This window comes from Cohnella boryungensis (assembly GCF_042651945.1).
Classification (GTDB): Bacteria; Bacillota; Bacilli; order Paenibacillales; family Paenibacillaceae; genus Cohnella; species Cohnella boryungensis.
In genome coordinates, this window is sequence record NZ_JBHSED010000013.1 from 47,739 (window position 1) to 60,282 (window position 12,544).

Annotated in this window: 13 protein-coding genes; 1 reads left to right on the top strand and 12 read right to left on the bottom strand. The window is 50.2% G+C overall.

Translation table 11 applies throughout. From position 1 onward, the window contains the following. Positions 1-13 precede the first annotated feature (13 nt). A complete protein-coding gene (secA, locus tag ACFO1S_RS08030; protein WP_204602874.1) occupies positions 14-2,527 on the bottom strand; it encodes a preprotein translocase subunit SecA in 2,514 nt (837 codons plus the stop codon). A gap of 206 nt (positions 2,528-2,733) precedes the next feature. Here secA and ACFO1S_RS08035 point away from each other — a divergent pair, with 206 nt between their 5' ends. After that, on the top strand, positions 2,734-3,483 hold the full coding sequence (locus ACFO1S_RS08035; protein WP_204602873.1) for a FlxA-like family protein: 750 nt from the start codon (positions 2,734-2,736) through the stop codon (positions 3,481-3,483). A 90-nt stretch (positions 3,484-3,573) separates the two neighbouring features. On the opposite strand, the gene rfbG is transcribed toward ACFO1S_RS08035, so the two are convergent. From rfbG to ACFO1S_RS08090, 11 genes are all read right to left on the bottom strand, one after another. Next, positions 3,574-4,656, bottom strand: coding sequence for a CDP-glucose 4,6-dehydratase (gene rfbG / locus ACFO1S_RS08040; protein ID WP_204602872.1), 1,083 nt, complete (start codon positions 4,654-4,656; stop codon positions 3,574-3,576). Positions 4,657-4,874: 218 nt separating this feature from the next. Next, positions 4,875-5,438, bottom strand: coding sequence for a ribosome hibernation-promoting factor, HPF/YfiA family (hpf, locus tag ACFO1S_RS08045; RefSeq protein ID WP_204602871.1), 564 nt, complete (start codon positions 5,436-5,438; stop codon positions 4,875-4,877). Positions 5,439-5,661: 223 nt separating this feature from the next. Beyond that, positions 5,662-5,859 carry a cold-shock protein gene (locus tag ACFO1S_RS08050; RefSeq protein ID WP_204602870.1) on the bottom strand — a complete coding sequence of 66 codons (198 nt, stop codon included), beginning with the start codon at positions 5,857-5,859 and terminating at the stop codon, positions 5,662-5,664. A gap of 196 nt (positions 5,860-6,055) precedes the next feature. After that, complete coding sequence (rfbD, locus tag ACFO1S_RS08055; RefSeq protein WP_378126570.1) at positions 6,056-6,913, bottom strand: dTDP-4-dehydrorhamnose reductase; 858 nt, start codon at positions 6,911-6,913, stop codon at positions 6,056-6,058. Between the two features lie 4 nt (positions 6,914-6,917). Beyond that, a complete protein-coding gene (gene rfbB / locus ACFO1S_RS08060; RefSeq protein WP_204602869.1) occupies positions 6,918-7,934 on the bottom strand; it encodes a dTDP-glucose 4,6-dehydratase in 1,017 nt (338 codons plus the stop codon). Positions 7,935-7,937: 3 nt separating this feature from the next. Then, positions 7,938-8,498, bottom strand: coding sequence for a dTDP-4-dehydrorhamnose 3,5-epimerase (rfbC, locus tag ACFO1S_RS08065; protein ID WP_204602868.1), 561 nt, complete (start codon positions 8,496-8,498; stop codon positions 7,938-7,940). Between the two features lie 48 nt (positions 8,499-8,546). Further along, positions 8,547-9,290 carry a sugar phosphate nucleotidyltransferase gene (locus ACFO1S_RS08070; protein ID WP_204602867.1) on the bottom strand — a complete coding sequence of 248 codons (744 nt, stop codon included), beginning with the start codon at positions 9,288-9,290 and terminating at the stop codon, positions 8,547-8,549. Between the two features lie 50 nt (positions 9,291-9,340). Beyond that, a complete protein-coding gene (locus ACFO1S_RS08075) occupies positions 9,341-10,036 on the bottom strand; it encodes a WbqC family protein (protein ID WP_204602866.1) in 696 nt (231 codons plus the stop codon). Positions 10,037-10,043: 7 nt separating this feature from the next. Next, on the bottom strand, positions 10,044-10,736 hold the full coding sequence (locus tag ACFO1S_RS08080) for a metallophosphoesterase family protein (RefSeq protein WP_204602865.1): 693 nt from the start codon (positions 10,734-10,736) through the stop codon (positions 10,044-10,046). After that, a complete protein-coding gene (locus ACFO1S_RS08085) occupies positions 10,730-11,689 on the bottom strand; it encodes an ATP-grasp domain-containing protein (protein ID WP_204602864.1) in 960 nt (319 codons plus the stop codon). Before ACFO1S_RS08085 ends, ACFO1S_RS08080 begins: the two co-directional genes overlap by 7 nt. An 11-nt stretch (positions 11,690-11,700) precedes the next feature. Next, positions 11,701-12,543 carry an NAD-dependent epimerase/dehydratase family protein gene (locus tag ACFO1S_RS08090; protein ID WP_378126658.1) on the bottom strand — a complete coding sequence of 281 codons (843 nt, stop codon included), beginning with the start codon at positions 12,541-12,543 and terminating at the stop codon, positions 11,701-11,703. Position 12,544 lies beyond the last annotated feature (1 nt).

Below are 12,544 nucleotides of genomic sequence, written 5' to 3' on the forward strand. Positions count from 1 at the left end.
ATTCAGGCTTTAATCAGTCTATGCGGCCATGGCACATTTTGTATTTCTTCCCGCTTCCGCACGGGCATGGATCGTTGCGACCGACAGCGCTGACGTTGCGGGTCTTCGGCTTCTTCGGACCTTCCTCCGCTTTCGCGTCAACGGCTTGTCCTTCCGCAACGGCCTCACGCTTGGGCGCGGCTTGCACCTGGGCTTTCATAATGTAGAGGGTAACCTCTTCCTCGATCCTTTCGATCATGGAGAGGAACATGTTATGGCCTTCGAATTGATATTCGCGAAGCGGATCGTTTCCTCCGTAGGCGCGCAGATGTATGCCTTGGCGCAAGTGATCCATGGAGTCGATATGATCCATCCACTTGCTGTCTACCGCGCGAAGGACGACTACTTTCTCGAATTCCCTCATCGTCTCCAGGCCGATCGTTTCTTCGCGTTCGTCGTAGAGCTTGTTCACCGACTCGACGAGCATCTCGATCATTTCTTCCTTTTCCTTGCCCCAGAGATCGTCCTTCGTCAGACGATCCTCCGGAAGGAAGTGCGTATGCGCGTAGGTAATCAAGCTGTCGAAGTCCCAATCCTCCGGCACGTCGTTGTCGGGACAGTGGCTTTCGACCGCCTTGGCAATGACCGAGCGGATCATTCCGGTAATGATCTCGCGAATATTGTCGGAATTGAGAATCGCCCGGCGATCTCCGTAGATTCTCTCCCGTTGCAGGTTAATTACGTCGTCGTACTGAAGGACAATTCTTCGAGTATCGAAGTTGCTGCCTTCGACGCGTTTCTGGGCAGACTCGATCGCCCTTGTAATGAGGCGGCTCTCAATAGGAGACTCCTCATCGAAGCCAAGCCGCTCCATCATACCCATGATGTTGTCTGCGCCAAACCTTCTCATTAGCTCGTCCTGCATGGACAGGTAAAACTGCGAGGACCCCGGATCTCCCTGGCGTCCCGCACGGCCGCGCAGCTGGTTGTCGATCCGGCGCGATTCGTGACGCTCCGTACCGATAATGTGCAGGCCGCCCTTGTCAGCCACGCCTTCGCCGAGCAGAATGTCCGTACCGCGTCCGGCCATATTCGTCGCAATCGTTACTGTGCCATACTGGCCGGCGTTCGTAATGATGGCGGCTTCCTCGGCATGGTACTTGGCGTTGAGAACCTGGTGGGTGACACCCTTCTTCTTCAGCATCTCCGAGATGCGCTCGGAGTTCTCGATCGAGACGGTGCCGACGAGCACAGGCTGTCCCGTCGCATGACGGCTGACGATCTCCTCGACAACCGCCTTGTACTTGCCGTTCTCGGATTTGTAGACGACATCCGGAATATCGGTACGGATCATCGGACGGTTGGTCGGCACCTGCACAACCTCCAGACCGTAGATCCGCTTGAATTCCTCTTCCTCCGTCTTTGCCGTACCGGTCATGCCGGCCAGCTTGCCGTACATTCGGAAGTAGTTCTGGAACGTAATCGTCGCAAGCGTCATGCTCTCGTTCTGTACGGTGAGCTGCTCCTTCGCCTCGATGGCTTGATGAAGGCCCTCGCTGTAACGGCGGCCGGCCATCAGACGGCCCGTAAATTCGTCGACGATGACGACTTCGTCTTCCTGAACGACGTAATCGACGTCGCGCTTCATAATGTAACGGGCGCGCAACGCCTGGTTAACGTGATGGTTCAACGTGACATGCTCATGCGAGAACAGGTTGTCGATGTTGAACGCGCGCTCGACCTTGGTAACCCCCGTCTCGGTTAAGGCGATGCTGCGCATCTTGATGTCGACGGTAAAGTCCTCTGTATCGGTCAGGCGGCTGACAAGACGATCGGCCGCGTAATACAGCTCGGTAGACTTCTGGGCTTGACCGGATATGATAAGCGGCGTACGGGCTTCGTCGACGAGAATGGAATCGACTTCGTCGATGATCGCATAACGAAGCGGACGCTGAACCATCTGCTCCTTGTAAAGCACCATATTGTCGCGCAGGTAATCAAACCCGAACTCGTTGTTCGTGCCGTAAGTAATATCGCAAGCGTAAGCTTCCTGCTTCTCTTCATGAGACAGACCATGAAGGTTGCAGCCCACCGTCATCCCCAGGAAGCTGTAGATTTGTCCCATGAGCGCGCTATCCCGCTGCGCCAGATAATCGTTCACGGTGATGACGTGAACGCCCTCGCCCTGCAGGGCGTTCAAATAGACCGCAAGCGTGCCGACGAGCGTCTTGCCTTCTCCGGTTCTCATCTCGGCGATCTTGCCGTGATGAAGCACCATGCCCCCGATGAGCTGCACGTCGAAATGGCGCATATTAAGCACGCGCTTGGAAGCTTCCCGGACGACCGCGAACGCCTCCGGCAAAATATCGTCCAACGACTCGCCCTTAGCGACGCGTCCGCGGAATTCCTGCGTCTTGTCGCGAAGCTGATCGTCGCTAAGCGAGGCAATCCCGGTTTCCAGTCCGTTGATCTGATCTACGGTCTTAAGAAGTCGCTTCACCTCACGTTCATTGGCATCTCCGAATATTTTTTTGACCAGTCCAAGCATATCGAATGTACCCCTCTCTCACGGGTCTAACTATATCTTTACATTTTATCAGTTTGGGCAATGCGGGGCAAGGAAGGGAGTTCAAGGAAAATGCTGAAAAAAATGCGATCGGACGCTTCAGGAATAAAGGAGCTTCATCCGTTCTAATTAAAGGCTCGCGATCTTCCGATAGCAATAGGAAGAAGTACCCATACGGAGGAATTCCCATGAACTACAGAATCAGCGGTTCCCAATCCGTCCCGACATCACCCAAATCCCACGCAGCTTCGCCCCGAGACAGCGAAATCCAGCAGCTTAACAAGCAAAAAGCAAAATGGCAAGAGGAGCTCCAGAAGGTTAACTCCAACGCGGAGCTTGACTCCAAAATCAAAGCGGAGCGCGTAAGATCGATCACAAGCAACATTCAACAGATCGAAATGCGGATCTCGGAAATTAGAGCGGAGGAAATCAAGCAGAAGACGGAGGAGGCGCAGCCCTCCACGCCTGCTCCCCAGGAAACGAAGCCCGAGCTGGACCCCCATCTCGTGGCCGTCATCGAGAAAAGCGTTTCATACGACCAGCTCAGTAAAATGGTGAGCCAAAAAACCGATATGAAGGGCAGCATTACCCGTCTGGAAGGCGAAGTGCGCATGGATCGGGCTATGCTGGAACATAATCCACATAACGACTCGGGAAAATCGTTGATGCTTGAGAATGCAGAGAATACGACCTTCAAGATGAAACGTGAAATGGCACAGGAGCTCCAAGGCCACATTCATTCCACGAATCAGAAAATCGGAGAGCTGATATCAAGCATTAACGAAACGAACGAAGCCGTTGAGCCGGCCAAGCAAGAAGATAAATCGACAGACAACGGTGTAACCGGGCAGCCGTCCAAGCCGAGCGACAAAAGTGCTGGAGACTCTCCTGTCTCGGAAAGCCGGAACGAACCTGCGGCCATCGACATTAAGGTGTAGCCGCGTTCCGGATTTCTATGGGTTGGCTCTTCAAGAACAATGCCCCGAAGCGTTCGGGGCATTGTCCTTTGCGTAGCTTCCCTTCTCCTCTCATCTTCCTTGCTCATACTCGCCGATTTGCCGCAAGCACAGCTCCTTGACAGGGTCGCCCCGCAAGAAAGCGCGATGCCATTCGACCGTTTTCTCCAGCGATGCCTTTAAATCCCACGGCGGCGCCCAGCCTAATCTGGCTCTCGCCTTGGCGCTATCCAATTGAAGAAGGTTGGCTTCTCGATACTCGACCGGATTGCGATGCCCATTGCTGTCGATAGCGCCGCCTCCCCATATTCGGCTGACCTCCTTAGCTACCTCTTCTACAGAGTGGATATCCTGCTCGCTCGGACCGAAGTTCCAAGCTTCGAACATATCGGTATTCTCCTCCAGGTAAAGGCGCTGCGCCAGCCGAAGATAGCCGTCCAAAGAAGCCAGCACATGCTGCCACGGACGCACGGAACTAGGGTTCCGAAGCGAGATGGCCGTTCCGCCGGCCAGCGCCCTCAAGCAGTCTGGAACCAAGCGATCCTCCGACCAATCTCCTCCCCCGATAATGTTGCCGGCCCGCGCGGTAGCGACGGCAGCCCCATGCCCGCCGCTGACAGCCCGCCGAAGCAGGAAAGACTCGGCATAGCAGCGAGTGGCCAGCTCCGCGCAGGCTTTAGAAGCCGAATAAGGGTCTTTGCCTCCCAGCCGCTCATTCTCGCGATACCCCCACAGCCATTCCCGGTTTTCGTATACCTTGTCTGTCGTCACGATCACCGCCGCACGAACGGAGGGGCACTGCCGAATCGCCTCAAGCAGATGAACCGTCCCCATCACATTGGTCGCGAAGGTGCCGACAGGTTCGGTATAGGATTGCCGTACGAGCGGCTGCGCAGCTAGATGGAAGACAATCTCCGGTTCGCACCGATTTACCGCTTGCCGTAGACGCTCCTCATCCCGAATATCTCCCTCATCCTGCGTGAAGCTCGCCTGCAAGCCGCTTAGCTTGAACAGGGCAGGCTCGGACGCAGGCGAAAGCCCGTAGCCCGATAGACGAGCGCCAAGCTTGAGAAGCCACAAGGAAAGCCAGCTTCCCTTAAAGCCGGTATGGCCTGTAACAAGCACTTTTTTCCCCGACCAGAACGTTGCGTTCATCCAGCACCTCCGAATAGGGGCGAAGCCCGATGCTTCATCCTATTACGGCAAACCGTAAAACGACTGTACAGCAGACCAAGTCATAACGCGAAGCCGCTTCAGGAGCTTCTCCTTTCTATTTTGTCAGACAACCAAAAGATCCCCTCCGGCAACCGCGTCAGCGCAATATACATGGGCGCGCTTCTGCGGGATCCGGGAGGGGATCGTCTTATTCGAATTTATTCAGCGGACTCGATGAGCCCGTATTTGCCGTCCGTCCGACGGTAGACGACATTCACTTCCTTCGTATCGGTATTGGCGAATACGTAGAAGTTGTGCCCGACGAGGTTCATCTGGAGGATGGCTTCTTCCACGTTCATCGGCTTCAGGTTAAACCGCTTCGTGCGAACGAGCTCCAGATCGTCCTCTTCGTCGCGGGACAGCGTCGTCACGCCGTTTCCGTTGCCGAAGTCTTCCTTGAAGAGCGCTCTGGCCGAGCCAGGCTCGCGGAAGTTGCGGTTGATTTTCGTCTTGTGCTTGCGAATTTGCCTTTCTAATTTGTCCACTACGAAATCGATAGATGCGTACATGTCGTCCCTCTTCTCCTCGGCGCGCAACAGCGCTCCCGGAAGAGGAATCGTAACCTCGACAGCCTGCTGACCTTTTGTCACGTTCAAGGTAACATTGACATCGGATTGCGGAGGTGCTTCAAAATACCTTTCCAAACGACTCAGCTTCTTCTCGACGTAATCTCTCAATGCATCCGTAACTTCTAAACGCTGACCTCGAATGTTGTATTTCATGGGGCAACTCCTCCTTTGCTTACCCACATCATACCACATTCGGATTAACCGTATCAAAACATTCCACAAATAATTTTGAATTATTTGAAAACTTAAAATAGAAGAGTTTGACAGAGACGACGCAAGAAAAAAACCCTGGATTTCTCCAGGGGATCGTTGGACATACAATAGCTTTGTTGCCCAAAACATGTATGATGGTTCGACGCCTCGGACGTCGGGATGATTACACTTTTGTAACGTTCGCTGCTTGAGGACCTCTCGCGCCTTGCACGATGTCGAATTCTACTGTTTGGCCTTCTTCAAGAGCTTTGTAACCGTCCATTTGAATAGCGGAGAAGTGAACGAACACGTCGCCACCTTGCTCTGATTCGATGAATCCGTAACCTTTTTCTGCGTTAAACCATTTTACTTTACCTTGCATGTGTTAAACATTCCCTTCATATTCAAATGACGTTAAGCATAAGCGTTTTGCCCAGCTTACATTTCGAATATAACATCAGGCAAAGATTGGTGTCAACAACTTTCTGAAAGCGGATACAATGGCGCTGCGCCAGTATATCGTTCCAACATACGTCATACATTCTAACTACGGTACCGCCGATCCTAGTATGCTTCGCTCATGGCTCCTTGACTCCAAGAAACTCTCTTAAGGCCTCGCGCCACGGACGCAAGTCGGACAAGCCGTTACGGGGAATCGCCGCGCGATCCAACACAGAATACGCAGGTCGCGGCGCCGGACGACGAAACTCTGCCGTTGTGCACGGTTCCACGCGCACATTCATGCCTTTCTCAGAGAATATCTCCCGTGCGAAAGTATACCATGAACAACTGCCAGAATTGGTGGCATGATAGATGCCGTACTTCTCCGTATGCACCAACTGAATTAAGAACGCCGCGAGATCGCGCGCATACGTCGGCGATCCTATCTGATCCGCAACGACCGTAATCGTATCCCGTTCCGTTGCAAGCTTCAACATCGTGCGCACGAAGTTGCTGCCATATTGGCCATACACCCAAGAGGTTCGCACGATAAAATAACGGCTCGACAAATCGAGCACGAACTCCTCGCCCGCTCGCTTGGTCTTGCCGTATACACTCTGCGGGTTCGTCTCGGTCGACTCTTCGTACGGCGTCGTCCCCGTCCCGTCGAACACGTAATCTGTGCTGACGAATACCAGCTTTGCCCCTATCTCCTCAGCCGCGACTGCCAGATTACGTGTGCCGATCGCATTCACGCGGTAAGCTTCGTCCGGTTCCGACTCTGCCTTATCGACCGCAGTATACGCCGCGGTGTGGATAATTCCATGAGGCTTCACTTCAGCCAGAACTTCACGGCATCGGTTGAGATCCGTAATGTCGAGTTGGTCACGGCCGAACCCGGCAATCTGGATGCGGGCATTGCCCATATGAACCAGCTCTTGGCCCAATTGCCCGTTCGCTCCCGTCACCAATAGCTTCACCGCATCCGTTCCCATTATGCTATCCTCCCAGATGTTCACCGTACTGCTTTTCGTAATATTTTATGTAACTCCCGGACTTTACCCGTTCCATCCATTCATGGTTGCTCAAATACCAGCGAATCGTCTCCACTATGCCGGTTTCATAGTTATATTTCGGAAGCCAGCCCAGCTGTTCGCGAATTTTGGTCGCATCGATCGCATAACGGCGATCGTGACCGGGACGATCCTTAACAAATGCGATCAACGACTCCGGCTTGTTCAGCTCCTTCAGAATCGTCCTCACCACCTGCAGATTGTTCCGCTCGTTATTGCCGCCGATATTGTAAACCTCGCCGTTCTCGCCTTTACGAATGACCAAGTCAATCGCGCTGCAATGATCTTCGACGTAAAGCCAATCTCTCACGTTCAGTCCATCGCCATAGACCGGCAGAGATTGGCCGGCGAGTGCGTTCTGTATCATTAGCGGAATAAGCTTCTCCGGGAATTGATAAGGACCGTAGTTATTCGAGCAGCGCGTAATGTTTACCGGCAACCCGAAGGTCTCATGATACGCGCGTACAAGCAGATCAGCGCCTGCCTTGCTGGCGGAGTAGGGACTATTGGCGGCAAGCGGCGTAAGCTCTGTGAATAAACCCGTGTCGCCGAGCGTTCCGTACACCTCGTCCGTGGATACCTGAACGAATTTCTCAATCCCGAACTCCTTCGACAGGTCGAGCAACGTCTGCGTCCCTAGAACATTCGTGCGCACGAACACGTCCGGTTCCAAGATGCTGCGATCCACATGCGACTCAGCGGCAAAGTTGACTACCACCTCAATCCCCTGCTCGAAGATTGAACGAAGTGCGCTGCGATCCGTAATGTCGATACGGGCGAATTGGTAGTTCGGCTGTTGGGCAGCGGCATGCAAGTTCTCCAGATTCCCTGCATACGTCAACGAATCCACATTGATAATCGTATCCTCAGGATGTTCACGCAGCATATAGTGGACAAAGTTGCTGCCGATAAATCCGGCTCCGCCGGTAACGAGCAGTTTCATGATTCATTCACCCTCAAATACAAAGTTGTGCTTAGTCTGAGCAAGCGTCGGATGCTTCTCGTCTTTATCCGATAGAACGGGCGAACGGGTCGGCCACTCGATGCCAAGCGACGGATCGTCCCACGCGATGCCGCGGTCGTGCTCCGAAGAGTACAGTTCATCCACCTTATACATGACCTCGGAATTCGCTACCAACGTACAGAAGCCGTGCGCAAAGCCTTTCGGCACGAGCAGTTGACGCTTATTCGCCGCGGACAGAATAAACCCTTGCCACTGTCCGAATGTTGGGGAGCCTTGACGAATATCGACAACGACATCGTAAATCGCTCCCGCCGTGACACGAACCAGCTTCGTCTGCGCCTTCGGGTTCAATTGATAATGCAGCCCGCGCAGCACCCCGGCTTCCGCAGACAACGAATGATTGTCTTGCACAAAACGATTCGTTATTCCGTTCTCCGCGAACCGTTCGGCATTATAGGACTCCATGAAAAACCCGCGATGATCGCCGAATACACTTGGTTCGATCAACTTAACGCCTGCTAATCGAGTTGCAGCTATTTTCACGTAAGGCGCAGTCCTTTCTTAATAGCTATAATACGTGACTATGATTCCCTACAACTTCAACTTGCCAAACTCTTCGCCGAACTGGAGGTTCTGGGCAAGTTCATTCGCCTTCGCTAATGAAGCGTGCGTACCGGCGTCCGTCCACCAACCCTTAAGAATCTCGTAACCCAATTCACCTGCTGCGATATATGCATTATTAACATCGGTAATTTCTAGCTCTCCGCGTGCCGATGGGCGGAGCCTCTTGATGATATCGAACACGCGAGCGTCGAACATATAGATTCCTGTGACCGCGTAGCTGCTCTTCGGTTCGTTCGGCTTCTCCTCGATCGACACGATGCGGCTCTCATCCAGCTCCGGCACACCGTAGCGCTGCGGATCGTGAACCTCATGCAACAAAATCTTCGCTCCCTTGCCCTGTTCGGCAAAAGTTCGTGCGTACGGAGCAATACTATCAGAAAATACATTATCGCCGAGAATGACGACGACCGGGACGCCGCCGGCGAAGTTCTCCGCAAGCCCTAGAGCTTGCGCGATGCCTCCCGCTTCATCCTGCACTTTGTACGTGAAAGTGACCCCCATATCGCTGCCGCTGCCCAGGAGATTCACGACGTCTCCCATATGTTCTTTGCCCGTTACGATCAAGATATCGGTTATTTCCGCTTCTTTCAGCTTGGCGACCGCATGGAAGATCATTGGATACTTGCCTACCGGAAGCAAATGCTTGTTGGTGACTTTCGTAAGCGGATATAAGCGCGATCCTGTGCCACCTGCTAGTATTATACCCTTCATGATAGATCCTCCTAAACCTAAACTATTCCACTTTTGAGAACTTGATTGATTCATGATGGTCGCCATCCCCAAATAAAATAGGCAGCATCTGGTCCTGTGTGAAATAAAAGATCCATAATGGAGACATAGTGATCAAATGGCGGATTTAGTTGCGGGTATTCTGGATAGCCTGAATAGTCTTTATAAACAAGCTCTATACCTGCTTCAAAAAAGCTTTCGCTCTTAATATACGAGTTCGCCGCTGGACCTGAAATGTAGGTATCCGCTTGCACTTGCTTCAATAAATCGATCAGACGGTCCAAGCTTACTCCTGATGCCGAATACTCCCTAGAATCCGCAAACAAGGTTTCAATTCCTAAAAACTCTTTGGAAATGATCTTGATCAGATACTGATTCAATTCAGATAAATAGCACCATTCTCTTTCTAAATACACATGCTCTAGGAATGCCAGGTAGCGATGAAAATATGGAGTTTTCGAATAGTTCATTTTCAATGTGTTGAAATGTTTTTTTGCCCATAACTTATTGGAAATTTCCACCTCGTTAATCAACTGGCTATTATGCGAGCCAATTGGCACCGTTATCCACTGGGTTCCTTGGTTGGACTTAACTCGGTTACGGTTTCTCCAATCATTCTTTGTATACTGCACATCATCATAAAAGATAAACAAATCGACGTCGTGAATAATGTCAAAATAGCCTTTCCATGGGATGTAATTAGATTGGATGACCGCTACTTTCTTCATGATTCACCTATTCGCGAATGGTAGTTTTCGAAATTTGACCCCCAATACGGGTCCCATTGTATAGATTGGTGTAATAATAGGGGTCGAAATGTGCGTCTTTCATTGCACTTGCTATCCGGTCGACATCATATTCGATTCGTCTCAACAAAATCTGCCCATGATCGAGAATCGCATAAGCTGCTCTCCAGTCCCCATCTCTTGGCTGACCTACAGCTCCTGGGTTACAATAGATTTTTTCTCCAAGATTCAACAAGACTTGTACATGTGTATGCCCCGAGAAGAAATATTTCCCCTCAATATCCTTAAAATAATCAGCGTTTAAGTCGTATAGATACTCATCTAATGAATCATTCCACCCTGCGTGTACAAATCTTAAATCTTCAAAATTGTATTTCGGCAGCGAACGCGATAACCAGTTATGATTATGTTCTGTAATTGTTACTCTCTGATAATCTAAGCATGCATTCGCACTGTTCGATCGAGGGCACGGTTTGTTGTGAACCAAGTAATCATCATGATTACCCATTAGGTTTACAATATTTCGTTCGCGCAATAAATCGATGCAATCATTAATCATACAATAGTAACCCGCAACATCCCCAAGACATATGACTTGTTCGCAGTTTAAACGGTCAATATCCGCTATTACGGCTTCCAGAGCAGGATAATTCCCATGTATATCAGAGATAATCGCTAACATAGGGTCACCCAGTCTTCAATATAACGCTGTGCCCAACCAGCTTTCAGTTCACGCCGCCCAGGTATCTTGTCTTCTAAGAAATATTCGATACACATTTCTCCTTCATTGTATCCGAAAGCACTTCTCAATGATGTGGAAGAAGATATCCTTGGATTAATCTCTAGCAATAAGAACTGCCCATTGTGTTTCCGATATTGGAAGTTAGTCGGGCCAATTGGCCGAAAAATCTGCGCTAACTGCTCGACTTGTTTTTCAAGTTCAAAATGCTGGATTATTTTCGCTTTCGCGGTTGCACCTTCACCGCTCAACTTCCTTTGGAATGTGATTTGTTGAGAGATCGTGCCGTCTCCCAGTCCAAAGGCCCCAACTGTAAATTCTTCATCTTCGCTGCCCACAATTTCTTGGACCATAAAGTTGTCTTCAAGTTTTGTCTTCCAATATTCGAAATCCGTTTGGGAGTATAACTTTTGTATCCCCTTCGATGCATAGGACCTTCTCGGTTTCAACAACATTGGCAACTTCAGAACTGCCGATAACTCTGTAAACTCCCCTTCAATATACGTAGGGATAGCTGGAAAATCATGTTTTTCCAACTCGAGAAACGTAAGCCATTTATCAGCCGCCATATCAATAAGATCATGTCGGTTTAGGGCTAATTTCACATTCAAATCGTGGAACTGTGCTGATTCTTTTGCTAAACGGAATCCATCTTGCTCGATTCCCGGAATAATTAAATCAATATTATACCGATCGACTAACGATCTAATATATTCGGGATAATGTGGGGCATTAGCAGGAACTGCTTGCACGAAATGGTCGCACCAATGTCTGCCTATAGCGTCATCATATATATCCATTCCGATGATTTGAACATCGTACTTGGATTTACGCAGAGATTTGATTATCCCATATCCGATAATTGCTCCTACGCCGGTAACCAGTACCTTATACACATTTGTCCCCCTCATATTGACAATCGATCTTTAATAAGGGCTAGTCCCTTCTTCAGGTCAATCTCTGGAAAGCACTGCATCCGTTCGTACAACTCAAACTCTTGCGGGATATAGATGTCCGGAATATCGGGGCGATCCCTTAAATATTGAACGGAACCGCCATTTCCAAAGACTTCAAATGCCAGATCGGCTATTTCACTCAATGTATGGTTCCGTGGATGTACACACGGGAAAACTCCAGTTATTCTATCCACTACAACCCTATCAATAACATTCACCAAATCATCGACATACAAGTAATTCCTTAACGCATCGTGATTTCCGAAGATATGAATATCTTTGCCTTCTCGAGCGCAATCTACAAAATGATAGAGAAGACCTTGGTGATGTCGAGCTTTCCCTTTGTCATCGTAAATCTGTGAAGGCAATAATGCAGTAAAAGCAACTCCTAGCCGTTTGCAAATATAACTCAAGTTTTCTTGTCCATGCTTTTTAGACATCCCGTACGAATCAAAGTACTGATTCTCGCTCCGATCATAGGTGGAGATACTCGAGATATGAACAATATGCTTACACTTCAGCTTTTCCGCCAGCATTCCGACTTTAACGGCCCCGACGGAATTGATGGTTTCATTCCAAAAAAAGTTTTCTAAGGTGTTGCCGAAAAAGCTCGCAGCACAATGAATAATGACGTCAATCTCTTGCGGGGTATTGTTGGGTAAAGTAAGATCCTGGGTTTGTAAGTCCAGATAAATATCAGCTTCGCTATTACGACCGCATGTAATGATTTCATGTTTACCATCAAAGCTGCTTAGAAGCCGCTGCCCCAACATTGAAGTGTACCCAATTACCACT